Origin of the sequence: Pseudobacillus sp. 179-B 2D1 NHS (assembly GCF_045370945.1) — a bacterium.
Classification (GTDB): Bacteria; Bacillota; Bacilli; order Bacillales; family Domibacillaceae; genus Pseudobacillus.
Map to the genome: position 1 here is coordinate 101,401 of NZ_JBIQDP010000001.1, position 18,772 is coordinate 120,172.

The following is an 18,772-nucleotide window of genomic DNA, read 5'->3' on the forward strand; positions in this document are numbered from 1 at the left end:
TGCTGATAAGGTTTAATTTACTACAAAAAACCAATTTTGTAATTATTATCACTTATTTAAATATAAATGTATTTGGAATATGCTATACTATTCTGAAAAAGGGGGGGATGAAGATGGAAGAAACAATAATAAAAGCAGTTCAGGATGAGTATCCAGATGATTTTGCGTGGTGCTATGGATGCGGCCGGCTAAATGAAGAAGGGCATCATTTTCGGACGGGCTGGCAAGGGGAACAGACCGTAACCGTGTATACACCAAAGAAGGATCATACAGCCATTCCGGGTTTTGTCTACGGAGGGGTTATCGCCTCATTGATTGACTGTCATGGGACAGGTTCAGCTTCCTTAGCTCTGCACCGTAAAAATGGCCATGAATTAGGAGATGGAGCTGAACTGCCGCGATTTGTCACAGGCTCCTTACAAGTAGACTTTATCAAGCCCACTCCGCAAGGTGTCCCATTAAAGGCAGTGGGAAAAGTAGAAGAGGTTCATCCGAAGAAATGGAAAGTGCACACGGAAGTGTTTGCCAACGATGTACTTTGTGCTCGGGGAGAAGTAGTAGCGGTCGTCATGCCCAGTAGCTTTGTAAATAAGCAAGATTAATAGCAATAAATTAAATCAGGAGAATTCTTCCACGAATTCTCCTTTTAGACTGCAGACAAAATCAATGAATGTTGAGTTTGCTGTTAAGTAATAATAAAGTGGTTTGAAAAACGACAGTTATACAATTCAACTTTTAGAGAAAATGGTTAGATGGACGAAAGAAAGTTTATTCATTCGTATTTCTTTAAAATAATAGCTGCATTGTGACCTCCGAAACCAAATGAGTTAGATAGCCCCGTATTTATTTTCACTTGGCGAGCAACAGATGGTACATAATCAAGATCGCATAATAAATCGGGATTTTCTAGGTTAATTGTTGGAGGAATGATCCCTTCCTTCAAACTCATTGCTAAAGCAATGGCTTCCACCCCACCAGCTGCTCCTAACATATGACCAAGCATAGATTTGTTAGCTGTTACTGGAATCTGATAGGCTTGCTTCCCGAACAGCTGCTTGATAGCCATCGTTTCAGAGATGTCCCCGACTTTTGTACTTGTTGCATGGGCACTAATAACGTCAATTTCTTCAGGCGATATATTGGCATTTTTTAAAGCTGCTCTCATTGCAAGATAGGCCCCTTTACCTTCGGGATGTGTAGCTACGATATGATGTGCATCTGAACTTGCACCATATCCGATGACTTCTGCATAAATCTTTGCCTCTCTTTGCAAAGCATAAGATAAAGATTCTAAGATTAGAATTCCAGCTCCTTCTGACATGACAAACCCATCTCGATTGTCATCAAATGGACGACTAGCTTTAGTGGGATCATCGTTTCTTGTTGATAAGGCTGTCGCATTGCCAAAGCTTGCTATTGATAGGTCTGTTATCGCTGCCTCTGTTCCACCCGCAAACATAACGTCAACCTCTCCAGAACGAATGAGTCTAAAGGCTTCACCAATCGCTGTATTGCCAATTGCACAGGCAGAAACAGGTGACAAGGAGGGGCCCATCGCGTTCCACTTGATACTAATTTGTGCAGCAGCAGCATTAGAAATCATGGCAGGTACTAAAGTTGGGCTGACTCTTCTTGGCCCCTTCTGTCTAAGCACATCAATATTTTCAATTAAAGTGGCAATTCCTCCTATACCTGACCCTACGTATACGCCTAACTTTTCTACATCTATACGATCGAGGGCTAACTCGGAATCTGCCCAAGCTTGTTCAGCTGCAGCTAAAGCAAATTGAGAAAAGCGATCTAAACGTTTTGCTTCTTTCCCCCCTAAAACTTCATTGGCATCAAAATCTTGGACGATACCTGCAATTTTTGTCTTATGATTAGCCACATCAAATGTATCAATAGGGGATATACCAGATTTCCCATTAATCAGATTGTTCCAAAATGTTTGGATGTTGTTTCCTATAGGAGATACCACTCCCATACCGGTAATCACGACTCTTTCCACTTTTCATCCCCCTCAATCAATAATATACTTGTATTTTACAGTTCAGTTATCCTATTACAAGTGAGTATTTATCCTGGTATAAATACTAATAGGCTAAATTGATATGATGAGGAGTTTTAAAAATGAATGATAAAACTAGGCTGGAAGCTTTGTCGACATTTTTGAAAATTAAGCGAGCCCAAATTAAGCCAGAGTCTATTGGTTTACCTGCTGGAACACGGAGAAGGACACCGGGATTACGGAGGGAGGAAGTTGCCCAATTAGCAGGAGTAAGTACCACTTGGTACACATGGCTAGAGCAAGGAAGAGATATTAAGGTTTCTTCAATCGTACTAGATTGTATTTCTACAGCTTTACAATTAAACAATGACGAAAGAGACTACTTATACGATCTGGCATTAGAGGGAAAATCAGAAATTACCCATCAAAAAAAGAATCAATCAGAGCTTAGCCCTTCCTTAAAGCGAATACTAGCTGAATTAACCTATTGTCCGACTATTATTACGGATCGATATTGCCATATTGTAGGCTGGAATCCTGCAGCTGCCCATGTTTTTTTAAATTTTGGACAAATACCGAATGATCAAAGAAATTTGATCCGTTTAGTGTTCAATAGAAAAGAACTAAAGGCATTGGCCGTCAATTGGGAACATTTCGCTAAAGGGTTTCTTGCCATTTTCCGTACCTATTATGGACACTACTTAGGCGATGAATGGTACAACCAATTTATTGAAGAAATGAGCCATTCGCATCCAACATTCCGAGATTTATGGCAAGAAAGTCAAGTAAGCAAGGCTCCAGAAATGATAATTGAATTCAGACATGCTAAAGCAGGCAAAATGTTGTTTAATTTAACTTCTCTTCAAGTTCAAGGGGAGGCAGATTTACGGTGCAGTATCTATACACCAGTAGAGGAAACAGATACAGAAAATAAATTAAAGCGATTAATGAAGAGGGTTTCCATTGAAAATGAATAAAGTAATTTCATTTCCAGGCGAGGCGGGCGGTGAGCCTTCTCGCTTTTCATTTCAATCAGCAGGGGTTACAAATTTAGATCACAATACCTGTTTTAAAAGACCAAAAGGGGTTCAGAATAAGACCATTCTGAACCCCTTTTGCTGTCGTGTACTAACTGTCATCTGACGAGTCCCTACTAGTATGAGGCTCTTCATCTTTATGAGGGGGAGCAACAGGATGAGCATCGGTAATAACACGAACCGGTCGCATCATATCATGATCTTCGTGCTCAAGGAAATGGCAATGCCATACATAATTTCCGGTGTGTTCTTTAAAGTGCATAATTAGCTTCGTAACCATCCCTGCATCCGCCTTAGCTGTGTCTTTCCATCCTTGCTCATAAATCCGCGCTTTTTCCGCCGGGCCTGTAAATTCTATTTCTCCTGTTTGATTAAATCGTTCCAGGTTAAAGGGCTGTCGCTCGAGAATTTTAAATTGTACCAGGTGAATATGAATGGGATGCGCAACCGGAGTGGCATTAATAATATTCCAGACTTCAATGCTGTCCAGCGAAGGCTTTTCAGTTGCTGGATCATGCCACATTTTTCCGTCCAGCATAAACATGAGCCGCCCGTATTCATCGAAAGAGACACTTAATGGCAAATGACGGATAGTATGAGCCATGTGTTCATGCAGATCCAGGTTTGGGTATAATCTTTCAGGCACTTCGCTTGTGTCTTCGCCCCTTAGCGGCAAATCTACACGAAATTGCATAACCGATCTTGTGTGACTGTCCACAGCCTCGTTCGTATTAAGAAGGGTAATACATTCTCCTTTCCATTTGGAAAAGTCAATGACCAGGTCCATTCTTTCAGCTGTCAGCAATTCAAATGAACTAATTTCTGTCCGGTTGGATAGTAAGCCGCCATCTGTACCAATCTGATAGAATGATCCATTGTTGGACAGGCTGAAATTATATTCTCTTCTATTAGAGGCGTTTAAAATACGAAAACGATATTTGCGGGGCTCTACTCGCAAGTACGGCCAAACTTTAGCGTTTACGGTGATCGTTTCTCCAAGAAATCCAGGAACGATAGAAGGAAAGACTGGCAAATTAGGGTTCGGTGTATCTGGATAAAAGAGAGAGCCGTCTTCGTTGAAAGAGCGGTCCTGGATCATTAAAGGAATCTCATAATTGCCCTTTGGTAAATTGAGCTGTTCCTCTTGAGAATCACGGAGTAAATAAAATCCGGCAAGCCCAGCATAGACATTTAACCGTGTGAGAGCCATGCTGTGATCATGATACCAGAGGGTTGCACTTTGCTGATGATTCGTATAGGTGTGGATTTTTCTTCTAAACATCGGGCCGGTAATTTCATAATCATTTGTATACCAGGCTTCTGGATGACCGTCACTTTCCCAATCAACGTTTGCTCCGTGAAGATGGACGACAGATCTGACTTCTGGATTGCCCGCTGCTCCATGTAAGGTGTGATCAATAGGAAGAAAATGTTTTTTGGGAAGATGATTCAACCATCTTACTTCCAAATACTTCCCTTTTTTCGCTTCAATGGTTGGTCCTGGACTGATGCCGTTATATCCCCAAATCGTTGTGCGTGAAAAAGCAGGATGAAATTGATGCTTTGTTTCTTTTATCTTTATTTCATAATAGGAATCGCCGATAGTTGGCCTGGCTACAGGGGGCTTTCTTACTTGTTCCACAAATTTAGGGATAGTATTTGGATCTGCGGGGTTTACTCTTTTGCTCAATTGTGCTTCCACCTTCTTTTCTGAATTAAAGCCTTTTGCCTCGCTACATATTATGCAACCACTTTAGAGAAAGGAAATTAAATAATGAAATGATTTCCAAACGTTTAATATATTTGTAATGTAATTAAAATATATTAGACATTTTTCGATGTTAGAATAAGAGAAAAATAGAAAATACATAGAAAGCAGGGAAAAAGAGTGAGAAAATGGATAATCGCAGCAACGATGGCTGGCGCTTTACTAGCGAGCCCGGCTGCAGGGGAAGCAGCCTTAGGTGATCAGACTTTGAAAAGCGGGATGAAACATTCGGATGTAAAGGAATTGCAGCAAGTGTTAAAAGCAAAGGGATATTACAAGTCTTCACTGGATACAACCTTTGGACCTTTAACAAAATCAGCAGTCATTAGGCTGCAAAAAGCTAACGGGCTGACAGCGGATGGCATCGTAGGAAAAAACACATTTAGGGTGCTGGGGAAAACAACATCAAAGTCAACGGCAAGTGCTTCTAGCAAAACGAGCACAGTAGCTTATGCCAAAAAGTTTATAGGCGTTCCTTACAAGTGGGGAGGCGCTACGCCTTCAGGATTTGATTGCAGCGGATTTTTGACTTATGTTTATAAAAACAGTGCAAAGATCTCCTTGCCAAGAACAGTAGCTGGTATTTATTCTGCAGGAAAGAGAACGAGCAGCCCAAAAGTGGGAGACATTGTGTTCTTTGAAACATATCAAAAAGGCGCATCACATGCCGGTATTTATCTCGGCAACAATCAATTTATACATAGCTCTACTTCAGCTGGAGTGACCATCAGCTCTCTTAAGAGTTCATATTGGTCTAAGCGTTACATAGGTGCAAAAACATATTAATAAAAATACCCTATTCTTCAATAAGAATAGGGTATTTTTATTGATAACTTTTCGAGTAATATCGACAAATAAAAGCCGAAAAATAGTTGTATAAGCAAGCGCTTTTATTTCCGCGAGCTGTTTGCCGGGATGAACAGAAGAAGCTGAAACAGATTTTAGTTTCTATCTTATAAAGAGAATTCAGGTAGTTTATCTGCAAAGGGAATACTTCCTACTTAAAGAGAGTCCGAATTAGATGAAAGTGAGCACTGCAAGAGTCCCCACTTTTGTTAAATCATTTGCCGTTGAATAAAATAATTTTTCTTGAACAAAGCTCGTTGAAGATCACCCGGCTTATTATTACTCGAGAATCACATCATTGTTTTTTGTTAAGTCCCAGGAAGTAATAATGCCGACCGGTAGTTCATCTGACCCGCCCTCTGGAGTAATGAGGACAGCTTCCAGCTTTTTATTGAGAGACTGGTGTTCTTCAAAAGTGTATTCAATGTCAAAGATATTGGCATCTCGTTTGACGAAGGAAAGAAAATAATCATTTTGCTCAGGCAGGACATCTTTTACTTGGACGTTAGCAATGTTGATTTTTCCCTCAGCATGCGTGTTGGCCATCCATTTCAATATTTCTTTTCCAGTTAACAAGCCTTGGTATTTTCCTTTTTCATATACAGGATATTCATTGATTTGATCATCGCGAATCATTTCTAGCACTTGTACAAGCGGAGTATCCGGTTCGACGATATGAACGGGGGAGGAGGCGATCGACATCGCTTCTGCCGGCTCTGATAACATTTTGTCGATCTGCTCAATGCGCTCAACAATTTCTTGATGAGGCTCAGCTATGTAGTAATCCGCTTCTGTCTTTTGGTGAACAATGGCGTTTCTCAATTTAGCGTACTGCTTCAATTCGTCAAGGTGGGCACGGACGCTTGCATGATTGCGTGCACTTATATGAAGCAGCTCCATAAAAGCATCGCTTTCACTTTGTTTTACTGTTGCTTTGAGTCTGTTGTGTATTCGATTAAAAGCAGCTTCAAAGCGTTCAGATAACTCATCATTAGTTTTTGTCTCTTTTCCCATTCTTTTTTCTCCTTTGCTAACTTACAGCCTATTATCATTAAAAAGCTGAATGTAGTTTATCCTTACCCGCTCTATAGGTGAATTATGAGCGAGTACATGAAAAAATAAAAAAGATTGCTGAAAACAGCAAAAGTATGTTATAGTAATCAAGCGATGAGCTAATTTGCGTAAGTCGGAAAGTCTGCTGTTTGGCAGAACGTCTGGATGTGGCCAGACGGCTTTCCGCCGCAAAATACGTCAGAAAAAGCTGTCATGGAGGGAATATTCCACTCTATGACAGCTTTTTTCGTTGGGCTGTTATTACTGTTGTTTGTTAGCGATCAGGACTAATTTTCCTTTATCCAATTCTTTTTCGTATGTGTCCGCTTCCTGTTGAGATAGGCCGAGTGACTTCATTTTGCTTCGTAACTCATCGCCACGAGACTTAAAGATATTAGTCATGCTATTCAATACACCTTGTTCTTTCATGCCCACTTCATTTGTATGAAGAGCCTCAGCTATGTCTTCTCCACGATGTTCGTCATGGGCAAGGAGATAGACGTTATCTAAAGAATAGCCTTGAGAGAGTAAGCCTTCAATCTCACTTTTTGCTTGTACTGCATTCTCTACTGTTTTTGTTGTAACCATTGTATCTGCCTCCTGATTTTGTATTCTCTATATGTTTACCATCAAACTCCCAGCTCTAAACATAGAAAGTTCAGTGCGATTTTTCTTTGTCGGAATGTCTTCTAACTAGCCAGACAGCTCCGGCCACTCCAAAAATGAGCAAAGCAACAGATAAGGAAAAGAAAGGCGGCCGATAGATAAGCTGGATATAATTGTTCCCTTTTTCTAAAGGGAACCCGGTAAAGGCAAAGTTGGCTTTTTCTATTTCCTTTGGTTCATTATTTATTTTTAGCTTCCAGCCTTTTTCGTACGGAATTGGCAATACCATATACCGTTCACCAGTTTCGTTTTGATAGTCAATAGAGACTTTGTTTTTATCCCAGTTTATTTCAGGCTGCTTTATTTTTTTAGCTGCAGCTTGATGGAGCTCTTTATAATCCTCTTCAAACAACTTCAGGCTTTTCAGTTCATAGGTGCCTTTAGGAAGGCGAAGAGCAATTTGTTTCTCCTTTGGAATACGAATGACGACGGTTTGGATGCCTGTTTTATAAATAGAGGCAGCCGGCTTCCTCGTCGTTCGATAATTATTAACTTTTAAGGCAAAGCCTTTGCCATGAACATTTCTTATATAAAACTCGACATAATAATCCTTCGTTTCCTTAGAAGACTTGTGCGGGGTAATCACAATGCCGCCATCGTTTTTGGTAACTTTTAATTTGTCGTTTTTGTATGTGGCATTTACTGGCTGAATATCCGCTTCTCCGATTGTATTTTTTTCTGGGGCCAGAAAATGGCTAGTACCGTTCTTTTTCTCCAAAACAACACCAGAAAGCATGGCGTGCTCCTTCTCCATTGGAGAGCGTTTTTTCAAATCCTCCTCATAAAATACCTGGCGGGCAGTCCTCACGAAAGGAAGAGTCAGCGTGTTTTTAAATACGGTATAGTGGGCTGATTCCGCAAAGGGGACAAAACCATACGGAGCATTGGCCGCCTGCTCTTTTTTTCTCATCCAGTATTTTGTTTGCAGCAAACTGTAAAGATTCGCCCGGTTGCCTAAAGTAGCATAGCGGCTTACACTCTCGCGTCCCATATCAATCTGCAAATCATGCCAGTAGAAGAAGAGAAGCTCTTCATTAAAGATGCTTGAATATAAGCTTGTTCCGTTGAAATTTTGAACAATGGGAGTATTGTTTCTAAGATCATTCATCCAATCAATTCTTGTCAGTGGGTCTTGTTCGGAACGCTGAACTTTATCAATCAGGCGTTGCTGTTCAGCCCCATTGTATTTAGGGTCCTGCAAAAAATCACGGGAGACCCGGTCAACAGCGAATTCATCCGACATGATCAATTGCTGATACGTATTGACGACCAAAAGGCCTGAAGCGACAACAGCAAGCTGGAGGACAACGAGGAAAACCGTCTTCTTTGTCCATACATAAAGAAAGAGCAGAAAGGCCACCAGGAAAAATAATTGCATAACGATGTCCATCTGCTGTTCAAATAAAGCAGTAAGAACCGGTCCGATGATATAGGCCATGGCCTGTCCTGCAGACAAATAAATGCCAAAGGAAATCGTTATGGATAAAAGCAGTTGGTGGATACGAATCTTATATAAGGATTGCAAGCCGGCGGCTACACAGCCACCTGCAGTAAAGGAAAGTAAATATTCCCAGCGATATTGTGGAGCCGAAAAGCCATTAAATGCACTTGCTGCTAATGGGCTAAAGTGAAGCACGACTAGTAAAAAGGTCAGCAAGGCGAAAAATCGATATGTACGAACCTTGTATAAAGAAGGAACAAACAGAAACAATAACAGGATCGCTGGCAAGATAATATATTTACTGGCATATAAAATGTTGTCTGTGATAAGAAAAGAAGGAATTTCTGCTTCATAAGCAGGCCGGTAATTATTAAGAAATCCATAAACAGCCGGGATAAAAGAGATCGCACTTATACAAAAACTGACAAGGCCGGCCGTGAAAAAGAGAACAAGCTGTTTTCGTTTCGGGTATTCTTCCTGTGATAAAGGAACTATCCAGCGAAACAATATATAAATAAACAAAAAGATTAGGTGGATATAGGCAAAATAAAAATTATTGAAAAACATCAGTGACCAGGAAGCAATAAACCATCCGGGTTTTCCTTCACGGATAATTTTTTCTGTGCCTAACACGAGAAGAGGCAGCCAGAGCATGGCATCAGTAAAAAATTCCCAGTAAACAACATGGCGAAAATACATGACAGTCAAACCGTACACTGCCGCTCCGGTGAAAGCAGCAGACAGGCGGATGCCCATGTATTTAAATGTGAAGGCAGCCGCTGAGATAACGAGGGCAAGTCTTATTATGCTTACAATCAATACGGTATTTGCCCAGAATAATAAATCGGGCGGAGAAATCAGCCCTATGGTTTCTAATAAATAAACGATTGCTGCGGTGAGCAGAAAAATGATAGAAGTGGAAAAATAATAGGCGAGCTGACTGTAAAATCCGCCACCTAACCCAAATGCCCAGGAGTAGAAAAAGTTCCCGTGACTGTACTGATCATAAATAAATTTTTTGAAGGGGATCATTTGTGATAAACCGTCGTTCGGCCCAATCATAAATCGTCCATCCAACCAATCCTGAATAAAAAAGAAATGAGCAGCCGCTGATAAAAGCAGACTGCTAATAATAACAACGATGACACTTTTTTTTCTCATGCACTAACACTCTCTTTTTTCAAAATTTTGCTCGTAACGATAAAAGTAGCGGGCAAGGCAACGAATACAGCCAAGATGGGAGTGATCATGCTGTTGATCTGGAAGTATTCAATAAATACATACATAAAAAGAGAAGACACTGTAAAGTTAACAGCTTGTGAGAGCGGAAACTTTAAAAATTTCGCTAATGTGGGTTTCACCTTAAATGTAAAATAAGAATTTAAAAAGAAAGAAAGGACGAAGCTGACTAAAAAAGCCAGTACGTGGGATGGCATATACATCCAGCCAACAAGTACGTGAAGCATTAAATAGACAGCATAATAATTAAAGGTATTGATTCCCCCGATTATGACGAATCTGATAAATTCTTGGCTTGTTTTTCTCATATTGCGCTCCGTTCATAAAATTTGTTTCCTGAATTAAATAAGGCGGCCGTTTTTTTGTCTCATAATAGATACGGCCGATATATTCACCAATCACACCGAGACTCACGAGTTGAATCCCTCCTAAAATGAGGACCGCTGTGATGATTGTAAAATACCCGGGTACGTCAATGCCATTATTTAAAATTTGAACAAATGTAATGGCGCTATAAATAAGTGCGAGACATAAAACAACAGCTCCTGAGTAGAAACATAACCTGAGTGGCCGGTTGTTAAATGAGATAAACCCATCGAGTCCATAGTTCAACAATTTGGAAAAGGACCATTTTGTTTCACCATTTTTTCTTAGCACATTGTTATAATCAATGACTTTTTGATTCATGCCAATCCATGAGAAGAGTCCTTTGGAAAAACGTTGCCCTTCATTTAATGACAGAACAGCTTGGACAGCTTTTTCGCTCAGTAGTCTGAAATCGCCGACCCCGTCTTCTAATTGGACATCTACAATATGGTTGATGAGCTTGTAGTACGTAGAAGAAAAAAACTTTTTTAGAGCAGGCTCCCCATTGCGGTTTCGCCGTGCAATTACTTGATCAAATCCTTCTTCGTAACCTTTCAGCAATTTAGGAATTAAAAAGGGAGGGTGCTGCAAATCTGCATCCATAATGATGACAGCACGGCCGTTAGCATGCTGTAAACCAGCGAGCAGAGCGGCCTCTTTTCCGAAATTGCGGGAGAAAGAAATAAATTTAACTTTAGGTGTTTTTGCTGCAAGTTGTTTAATTTCTTCTAACGTGTTATCAGTGCTTGCATCGTTAATAAAACAAATTTCAAAATCATACGCTAACTTTGTAAATTCCTTTTTGATGCTTTCGTAAACTAATGAAATGTTATCTTCCTCATTATAAGCTGGTATGATGATTGAAATGGTATTCACACTTCTCCGCCTCTTCTCTTCATAAAATTAATTCTGTTGTGCAAAGGGTAGATTCTTTTTATGTATGCCCTAAATTGACAGAAAAATGAAAAGAAAATAATGATAAATCTGACATAATATCAGTCGATTTGTATAAATTCTGTCAAACGGACATATACCCTGTTTTCGCTTTTTTAATCCTTTTAAAGTCGAAGAGAATTGTTTTCGGCTTGATTTTATTCGAAAAACAAGGGTAAATTTTATAGCAATGATAAAAGATCTTCAAAAGGACAGGTGAAAGCAAATGTTCAATTTAACTAAAAATCATGATCCTTCCAAAAACGATAAGCTGATCTCTCAGTTTTTCCATAATAGCCCATCTATAAAACAGATTGTTCAAGAAACAAATAATTTATTCGCCCAATATAAAAAACGCTATCCATTTCCTTCGAATAAAGAGGCACCACGATCTTTCTCTATTAGCGGCTTATTTCAAAAGGCAACAGCTTTTTTTATTAATCTTCTTTTGCCGGCGGAGCGCGTTAAGCCGGTTGTTTCTTCAGAAACGTTAGTAGACGAAAGGGGCAATGTCTTTCCGGCTTGGAAAGATTTATTGGATAAAGAGTATACGATTTTGTCGAAACAAATGAACCGGGAGGTAAATGTGATAGACTATGGAGCTGTCGGAGATGGAGTAACGGATTGTACCGAAGCCTTTCGAAAAGCAATTGGAAAAGGAAAGGTAAAAGTATATATCCCGAAAGGAACCTTTCTCGTAAAAGAAATCCGTCTTCCCTCTTTCACCCACCTTGTCGGGGAAGGGAAAGAGCAAACGATTTTAAGACTTCATGATCAGGCGCCGAAAAGCAGTTGGCTCGTTACAAATGCAGACCATAAAAAGGGAAACCACCATCTATGTGTGGAGAATATGACCCTGGACTGGAATGTAGAGCGTCTTGGAGATATTCCACGTACAAGCACAGGTGGCAATCGATCCAGTTGTCTCACTTATGCCCATGTGTCCTATGGTTGGGTAAAGAAAGTGAAAGCAATCAACCCCGGGCTACATTGCTTTGATATTTCATCTACAAAATATAGTTACTCTGGCGATGGCACAAGAGCACGGGGAGGTAGTAAGTACGTTTGGCTGGATGGCCTTCAGGGATATGGTTTCGGAGATGATGGCATCACAACCCACCATAGTGATTTCGTTTTTATTTCTAATTCCCACATGTGTGATCCAAGCGGAAAAGGCCACAAAGAAGGATTTTCTAATTCAAACGGCATTGAAGTAGATGACGGTTCAAGAAATATTTGGCTGCTCAACAATTCAACAGCTAGATGTTTCGGGGGAATAGAAATAAAAGCCCATCATAACTCGTCTGCTGCTAACAACGTTCATATTGTAGGGCATCTTTCAGTAAACGACAACCGCTCCTTTAACTTCAGGCATATTGGCCATCATAGCGCGGCAGATCCGGAATCCCTTACCGCTTATAATATTTCCGCTGCCCGGCTTGTTTCTATTGCTCCTATAAGGACGGCGCTCTACCGAAATTCTACACCAAGAGCGTTGGTTGTTTCGGCTTATAAGAATGTAATGATTAATCATTTCGCTGTGATCGGAGACCCGAATTATGATTATAAAAAGCAGCCGGTTATTGCTATCCAATACCGGTCTCGAAATGTCCACCTCCATCATCTGCATATCAAAGACTTTAAAAAAGCATCTGTTGATATTAAAGTATTCGGCGGGGGGCAAAGAGCGGATGATGTTCATATTAAACATGTGACAATCGATCAGTCAGCGAAAACCGGGATCCTAATTGGGGCTGGTGTCAAAAAAGCAACCGTTCAAAATGTGCGGGCAAAAAAGCAAGGAGGGATATGCGGTTGTCAAGCGGATACCTCGACAGCCGTGCTCAAAAATATTGTGGCCGAGGGATATGAGATGGCTTTTTCAGGGGATGAGTCAAAACACTAATGAATAGAAACGGAAGAATAAGGAGATAAGAAAAAGAATCAGCCTTGAAAGGAGTGAACAGCATGAAAGGGGTCATTTCAATCTTCTTATTGATCATAGCTCTTCCACTTGCCGCTTGTGCCAACAAAGATGAGGCCCAAAATCAACCCGATAAAGCGCCAGTAAAAGGAGAAGGGGCTAACGCCACTTACCCGTTTACCAGCTTTGATCTTGATGTGGACATGGACGGAACGGACGATGCGATTGATGTCAGCTACGAGCAGGATAAAGAGGGAACAGAAGCATCTTATGTGAATAAAACGAACAATCAAAATTTAACCGGCGATCAAGCGATGAACGCATTGGATGAAATATTTTCCTCCTTTACTTTTAACGATACCACCCCTGATGATGAAGTATTGCGAAGTGTAGAAGAAGCATTCGATATTCCTAAAGATGCCAAATCCGTAGAAGTGGATATTGATTTCACAGGCGGTCCAGAGAAGAAATATAGCCGGTAATTGCCACCAATCTGCTCCTTAAAGGGCAGATTGGTTTTATTGTTTGGCCAGGCAAGGGAGATCGGGTGTTGTTGTCCAGCAGGGCAAGGCCATAGAGCTTTGTCCTGACATTTTTGCTATGGGATTTTCTGTGTTTGGAGTGGATGGTAGGAATGTATGAGTTTGTGCATAGAAGGCGAATGAAAAAATAACTACATATAAAGATGAATGCCTAAAAAACCACTAAAATAGTGATAGTTATTTAACAAAAATTATAGTATATTCATAGGAGGTGGAAAAATAATCACATAAAGGGGCTATTAGCAAGAAAATGAATAATGAACTAAATAACCGGAGTAGGAGAAGACAGCGCAGACGGTTAAAGAAATCAGTCAAGTTGACTCTTTTTGTCCTGTGCCTGCTGATTATCAGTCTCTCTGTATATAACTTTAGCTTAAAGCCAGCCGAGACAGCCAGCGATCAAGCCGATCGAGGAAAAGCAAAGGCAAAGCAGCTAGATGATCAAAAAGATCAGCCGGTGCCCGTGAAAGAAACAGCCATCACGATTAGCGCAGCCGGGGATTTCACGCTCGGTACAGATGAAACATTTCAGCGTGCAGGCTCTTTTCCGGATGAAGCAGAGAAGAATGGCCTTTCTTACTTTGTAGCTGAATTAGACGATATTTTTAAAAATGACGACTTATCAACAGTAAATTTAGAGACGACCTTAACAAATGCTACTGAAAAAGCGGTGAAAAAGTTCCGTTTTAAAGGAGATCCGTCCTACGCACAGATTCTAGAACTTGGCGGAATTGAAGCCGTGAATTTGGCCAATAACCATATTCATGACTATTTGCAAAAGGGCTACGATGATACGATCGAAACGCTCAAGAAACAGAAAATAGGCTACTTCGGTTATGACAACAAGTATTTGACAGAGGTTAAAGGAATAAAAGTAGGCGCCCTCGGTTATGAGGGATGGAATGATACGCCTGAGCTTCGTGAGACAGTGGCAAAAGATATTAAAGAGCTGAAGAAAAAAGGGGCCGAGATTGTTCTTGTTCATTATCACTGGGGAATTGAAAGAAGTTACGTACCAGAAGAATCACAAAAAACACTGGCACGCTATACAGTAGACAGTGGGGCAGATTTGATCCTTGGCCACCACCCTCATGTGGTACAAGGGATAGAAGAATATAACGGAAAGTTTATTGTCTACAGCCTAGGCAACTTTATGTTTGGCGGCAATAGAAATCCAAGCGATAAAGATACCTATGTATTTCAGCAGACATTCCATTTGAAAAATGGAAAGCTGACAGATAAAAAAGAAATCCATGTGGTTCCATTTTCTATTTCTTCTGTTTCCTACCGAAATAACTATCAGCCTAAAAAGCTAGATGGTGCGGAAGCGGACAGAGTCAAGAAGAAAATTATCGATGTATCCGACCAAATTAACGGTACTGATTGGCTGCAATATGAAAAAGGTAATTGAATAAAAAGCATCTGATCCATTCGCTAAAAAGCTGTGCAAACAGGCTGCAAACTGTTTGTGCAGCTTTTTTATTTGGCCTGTTAAAGCTGAATGTTCTTTTTCCAATGATTGATTGTAACAGAAGGCGGCGATTCCCACAGAAAGCATCTGCCTGCAGTGAAAATCAATACTCAAGCATAACAGAGCCTTTCGTTTACTAACGTTATTTGAAGTAAGCAGCGTCAGTGATCTGAAAAAAGGATTTGCTAGTATGCGCGCCGAAGTATGGTAGAGAGGAAAGGAGGAGCAAGCATGTCAAAGAAAATAGTAGAGAAGTTGAATCAAAATCTGTCCTTGCCTGTCATTGTAGCCCCTATGTTTCTAGTATCCAGCCCCCAAATGGTCATTGAGGGATGTAAATCAGGAGTAATTGGCTCATTTCCGCTGTTAAATGCGCGGACGGTAGAGACATTAAGGGAGTGGATGGAGACCATTACCACGGAATTATCAACGGCAAAACAACAAAAGACAGATCAAGCTATCGCCCCTTGGGCAGTGAATTTCATCGCTCACCGTTCAAACAAGCGATATAATGAGGACCTGGCGTTGATTGGAGAATATCAGCCCCCCATTGTAATTACCTCATTGGGAGATCCAAGTCCAGTCGTAGAGGTTGTTCATCAATATGGAGGGTTAGTTTTTGCAGATGTGATTACCGTTTCCCATGCTCAAAAAGCTGCTGGTAAAGGGGTGGACGGTCTTATTTTAGTATGTACAGGAGCCGGTGGCCACGCAGGGACTATTCATCCTTTTGCATTTATGGGAGCGGTCAAAGAATTTTGGGATGGCCTGACCATTTTATCAGGTGCTATTTCGAACGGCGGAGATATTCTTGCAGCGCAAGCATTAGGGGCTGATCTTGCCTATATGGGAACGCGGTTTATTACAGCAGAAGAAAGCTTTGCCCAAAAAGAATACCGGGATATGGTCATTGATTGTACACTTGATGATCTCATTTATACAAATGCTTTCAGTGGAGTAAATGCCAACTATTTAAAGCCGAGCATTAGACAGGCAGGTCTTGACCCCGATCAATTGGAAAGTAAGAATAAAGCTGATTTTTCAAAAATGAACGGTGAGGCTCCTAAAGCCTGGAAAAACATTTGGTCAGCCGGTCAAGGAGTTAGCACGATTAATAAAGTCCAGACAATGCAGCAGATTGTAGAAGAGTTAAAAGCTTCCTACAAGGCAGCTCGAAAAAAACTTATGGAATAAAAGCCTTCATTTGACGAAAAAAAAGGAAATAAAAATGAATGACTAATCATTCATTTTATATGAGAAAACGGCAGAAGGGAGACGGTGGCATATCTTCGAAAGCTTTATAGATAAATAGATCGTGTTAGCTGCGAGCATGTACCAGGACGCTCTTTAGCCAGCAGACAAAGTCTAATCTTGGACTTTGTCTGCTGGCTTTTTATTGTTAAGAAATATTCCTGTCTCGTTGTAGTTAGTAAAAGCAATCAATAGGCTTTAGAAAGGACTTTCCTTTCTATAGATTAAACAACCAATCCAACATATATAGCAAAGTGTATGGTTTATTTATCGGAAAATTCATACAAATTGGCGGATGTGTTTTTGGAAAGCTTTATTTAAACTGAGTAATATAAATAAGCTGGTTAACAACAATTGAAAGCGTTATCAATCTCAATGCATAATAAAGGAGGAGAATTATGTATCGTGGACCAAAAGATCCTGCAGGTAGGCCAACTATTGATTTAAGGAAAGAGGACATCAATGTTGTAGATACAAAAATTGCTAAACAATCAGTTGTCGCCACTTCACTTGGCAATGCAATGGAATGGTTTGATTTTGGGCTTTATTCTTATTTAGCTGTAACAATTGGTCAAGTCTTTTTCCCACAAATTGATCCATCCTTTCAATTGATTTATGCTTTTGCCACATTTGCTATCGCCTTTATTGCCCGACCCATTGGGGGGATGATCTTTGGAATTATGGGGGATCGGGTTGGACGAAAGAAGGTTTTGTCTCTCACCTTAATCTTGATGGCCGCATCCACGCTAAGTATCGGTTTGATTCCGAGCTATGCAACGATTGGAATAGCTGCGCCTATTTTGTTGCTTATAGCTAGATTAATTCAGGGGTTTTCTACTGGGGGAGAGTATGCCGGGGCAATGACATTTATTGCTGAATCAACACCAGATAAAAAACGTGGTTTTCTTGCAAGTGGGCTAGAAGTAGGAACCCTTGTTGGTTTTTCTGCTGGGGCAGGCTTGGTTACCTTTTTAACTTTTTTACTTGGTCCGGATAAAATGATTGAATGGGGCTGGCGCTTGCCGTTTTTAATTGCTGGTCCGCTGGGAATTATTGGATTCTATTTTCGTTCTCATCTAGAGGAAACGCCAGCTTTTAAGGCGATGGCTGAAGCGGAAGTAGAGGAAAAACAACGAGCTTCGCTTAAGGAAATACTCATTAACCATTGGAAACCCCTTTTGGTTTGTATGGGCATTGTGCTCTTTTATAATACGATGGATTACATGGTACTTACTTATATGCCATCTTATTTATCTAGTGAGCTCGGTTACGGTGAAACGAAGGGATTGCTTTTAGTTCTTCTTATTATGATTTGCATCATCCCAATCATTTTGACAATGGGTTATCTGAGCGATCGTATAGGTCGTAATCGCATAGTAAAAGGGGCTCTATTAGGTGTTATTTTATTAAGTATTCCTGCATTTAAAATGATAAGTTCAGATAACGATATAACTGCTTTTCTGGGACTGCTTATTTTAGGAGCTTTACTTGCATCTTTTCAAGGAACATTGCCTGCAACCTTACCTTCATTATTTTTTACAAAGGTGAGATACGGGTCGCTTGCCATCACCTACAACATTTCAACCTCTTTGTTCGGAGGAACAACCCCCCTTGTTATCGCTTGGTTAGTAGGGATCACGGGAAATATTATGATTCCAGCTTATTATTTAATGATTGCTTGTACAATCGGCCTTGTTATATTTGCATGTTTCGTTAAAGAAACCGCTGGTAAATCATTGAGAGGATCATTACCAGCTGTCGAAGATCCAAGTGAAATTGATGAAATTTTAAAGAAGCCGAAGGAGGCCTTGTGGTGGAAAGAAGAATTGGATGCAGATATAGAACATAAGACACAGGCAATTAAGAGCCAAAAAACAAAATATATCAATTAAATAAACATATAAAAGATCGTATTGTACCTTAAGACCGTCTGATAGAGTGAGACGATAAAAAACACCTTTAAGTTGAAACGCAGGTAGGGAATGCCTGAAACTAACTAGAAGGTGTTTTTTCTATGGGAACAAGAGTGAGCGAGACGTCAGAGATCATTAGAATTTATCCTATATGGTGATATGGAAACTTGGCACGGAACATAACGGCTGCGAAGAGTGCATTAAAATGCTCTCTTTTCACTTTTTGACAAAATCTTCTTAATTCATAAACTACGAACAAATTATTACATTTATTTCAATGTTTCATTGACCTTTAGCAAAAAATAGCATAAAAT

Annotated in this window: 15 protein-coding genes; 8 read left to right on the forward strand and 7 right to left on the reverse strand. The window is 40.3% G+C overall.

Annotated features, from left to right (window positions below; translation table 11 throughout):
• Nucleotides 1-113: 113 nt before the first annotated feature.
• Nucleotides 114-602, forward strand: a complete 489-nt coding sequence (locus ACH0BF_RS00670; protein WP_340853921.1) for a PaaI family thioesterase — start codon at nt 114-116, stop codon at nt 600-602.
• 170 nt (nt 603-772) lie between these two features.
• Here the strand turns inward: ACH0BF_RS00670 and fabF are convergent, their stop codons facing one another.
• Nucleotides 773-2,008 (reverse strand): beta-ketoacyl-ACP synthase II, encoded by a 1,236-nt coding sequence (gene fabF, locus ACH0BF_RS00675; RefSeq protein ID WP_340853922.1) that lies wholly within the window; start codon nt 2,006-2,008, stop codon nt 773-775.
• A 122-nt stretch (nt 2,009-2,130) separates the two neighbouring features.
• Between fabF and ACH0BF_RS00680 the strand changes: the two genes are divergently transcribed.
• Nucleotides 2,131-2,985 carry a helix-turn-helix transcriptional regulator gene (locus ACH0BF_RS00680; RefSeq protein ID WP_340853924.1) on the forward strand — a complete coding sequence of 285 codons (855 nt, stop codon included), beginning with the start codon at nt 2,131-2,133 and terminating at the stop codon, nt 2,983-2,985.
• Between the two features lie 151 nt (nt 2,986-3,136).
• Here the strand turns inward: ACH0BF_RS00680 and ACH0BF_RS00685 are convergent, their stop codons facing one another.
• Nucleotides 3,137-4,735, reverse strand: coding sequence for a multicopper oxidase family protein (locus tag ACH0BF_RS00685; protein ID WP_406908621.1), 1,599 nt, complete (start codon nt 4,733-4,735; stop codon nt 3,137-3,139).
• Nucleotides 4,736-4,933: 198 nt separating this feature from the next.
• On the opposite strand from ACH0BF_RS00685, the gene ACH0BF_RS00690 reads away from it, so the two are divergent.
• Nucleotides 4,934-5,599, forward strand: coding sequence for a C40 family peptidase (locus ACH0BF_RS00690; protein WP_120031622.1), 666 nt, complete (start codon nt 4,934-4,936; stop codon nt 5,597-5,599).
• A 339-nt stretch (nt 5,600-5,938) separates the two neighbouring features.
• Here the strand turns inward: ACH0BF_RS00690 and ACH0BF_RS00695 are convergent, their stop codons facing one another.
• From ACH0BF_RS00695 to ACH0BF_RS00715, 5 genes are all read right to left on the reverse strand, one after another.
• Nucleotides 5,939-6,673, reverse strand: coding sequence for a CBS domain-containing protein (locus ACH0BF_RS00695; protein WP_120031620.1), 735 nt, complete (start codon nt 6,671-6,673; stop codon nt 5,939-5,941).
• Nucleotides 6,674-6,973: 300 nt separating this feature from the next.
• A complete protein-coding gene (locus ACH0BF_RS00700; RefSeq protein WP_120031618.1) occupies nt 6,974-7,300 on the reverse strand; it encodes a YflT domain-containing protein in 327 nt (108 codons plus the stop codon).
• 70 nt (nt 7,301-7,370) lie between these two features.
• On the reverse strand, nt 7,371-9,980 hold the full coding sequence (locus tag ACH0BF_RS00705) for a YfhO family protein (RefSeq protein ID WP_340853927.1): 2,610 nt from the start codon (nt 9,978-9,980) through the stop codon (nt 7,371-7,373).
• Nucleotides 9,977-10,366, reverse strand: a complete 390-nt coding sequence (locus ACH0BF_RS00710; protein WP_120031614.1) for a GtrA family protein — start codon at nt 10,364-10,366, stop codon at nt 9,977-9,979. Before ACH0BF_RS00710 ends, ACH0BF_RS00705 begins: the two co-directional genes overlap by 4 nt.
• A complete protein-coding gene (locus ACH0BF_RS00715) occupies nt 10,305-11,300 on the reverse strand; it encodes a glycosyltransferase family 2 protein (RefSeq protein ID WP_340853930.1) in 996 nt (331 codons plus the stop codon). The genes ACH0BF_RS00710 and ACH0BF_RS00715 overlap by 62 nt, the downstream gene beginning before the upstream one ends.
• Nucleotides 11,301-11,583: 283 nt before the next feature.
• Here ACH0BF_RS00715 and ACH0BF_RS00720 point away from each other — a divergent pair, with 283 nt between their 5' ends.
• From ACH0BF_RS00720 to ACH0BF_RS00740, 5 genes are all read left to right on the forward strand, one after another.
• Nucleotides 11,584-13,263: a glycoside hydrolase family 55 protein gene (locus ACH0BF_RS00720; RefSeq protein WP_340853931.1), complete on the forward strand. Its 1,680-nt coding sequence runs from the start codon at nt 11,584-11,586 to the stop codon at nt 13,261-13,263.
• Nucleotides 13,264-13,325: 62 nt separating this feature from the next.
• Nucleotides 13,326-13,763, forward strand: coding sequence for a YusW family protein (locus ACH0BF_RS00725; RefSeq protein WP_340853932.1), 438 nt, complete (start codon nt 13,326-13,328; stop codon nt 13,761-13,763).
• A gap of 310 nt (nt 13,764-14,073) precedes the next feature.
• Nucleotides 14,074-15,234, forward strand: a complete 1,161-nt coding sequence (locus tag ACH0BF_RS00730) for a CapA family protein (RefSeq protein WP_120031608.1) — start codon at nt 14,074-14,076, stop codon at nt 15,232-15,234.
• Between the two features lie 291 nt (nt 15,235-15,525).
• The gene (locus ACH0BF_RS00735; RefSeq protein WP_340853933.1) at nt 15,526-16,488 is read left to right on the forward strand and encodes an NAD(P)H-dependent flavin oxidoreductase; all 963 of its coding nucleotides are present in this window, start codon (nt 15,526-15,528) and stop codon (nt 16,486-16,488) included.
• Nucleotides 16,489-16,943: 455 nt separating this feature from the next.
• Nucleotides 16,944-18,437, forward strand: a complete 1,494-nt coding sequence (locus ACH0BF_RS00740) for an MFS transporter (RefSeq protein ID WP_120031606.1) — start codon at nt 16,944-16,946, stop codon at nt 18,435-18,437.
• Nucleotides 18,438-18,772 lie beyond the last annotated feature (335 nt).

What these genes read in the sequence shown, in the direction of transcription:
- ACH0BF_RS00670 (WP_340853921.1), top strand. Translation starts at nt 114, where the DNA reads ATGGAAGAAACAATAATAAAAGCAGTTCAGGATGAGTATCCAGATGAT.
- ACH0BF_RS00680 (WP_340853924.1), top strand. Translation starts at nt 2,131, where the DNA reads ATGAATGATAAAACTAGGCTGGAAGCTTTGTCGACATTTTTGAAAATT.
- ACH0BF_RS00695 (WP_120031620.1), bottom strand. Translation starts at nt 6,673, where the DNA reads ATGGGAAAAGAGACAAAAACTAATGATGAGTTATCTGAACGCTTTGAA.
- ACH0BF_RS00700 (WP_120031618.1), bottom strand. Translation starts at nt 7,300, where the DNA reads ATGGTTACAACAAAAACAGTAGAGAATGCAGTACAAGCAAAAAGTGAG.
- ACH0BF_RS00705 (WP_340853927.1), bottom strand. Translation starts at nt 9,980, where the DNA reads ATGAGAAAAAAAAGTGTCATCGTTGTTATTATTAGCAGTCTGCTTTTA.
- ACH0BF_RS00710 (WP_120031614.1), bottom strand. Translation starts at nt 10,366, where the DNA reads ATGAGAAAAACAAGCCAAGAATTTATCAGATTCGTCATAATCGGGGGA.
- ACH0BF_RS00720 (WP_340853931.1), top strand. Translation starts at nt 11,584, where the DNA reads ATGTTCAATTTAACTAAAAATCATGATCCTTCCAAAAACGATAAGCTG.
- ACH0BF_RS00725 (WP_340853932.1), top strand. Translation starts at nt 13,326, where the DNA reads ATGAAAGGGGTCATTTCAATCTTCTTATTGATCATAGCTCTTCCACTT.
- ACH0BF_RS00730 (WP_120031608.1), top strand. Translation starts at nt 14,074, where the DNA reads ATGAATAATGAACTAAATAACCGGAGTAGGAGAAGACAGCGCAGACGG.
- ACH0BF_RS00735 (WP_340853933.1), top strand. Translation starts at nt 15,526, where the DNA reads ATGTCAAAGAAAATAGTAGAGAAGTTGAATCAAAATCTGTCCTTGCCT.
- ACH0BF_RS00740 (WP_120031606.1), top strand. Translation starts at nt 16,944, where the DNA reads ATGTATCGTGGACCAAAAGATCCTGCAGGTAGGCCAACTATTGATTTA.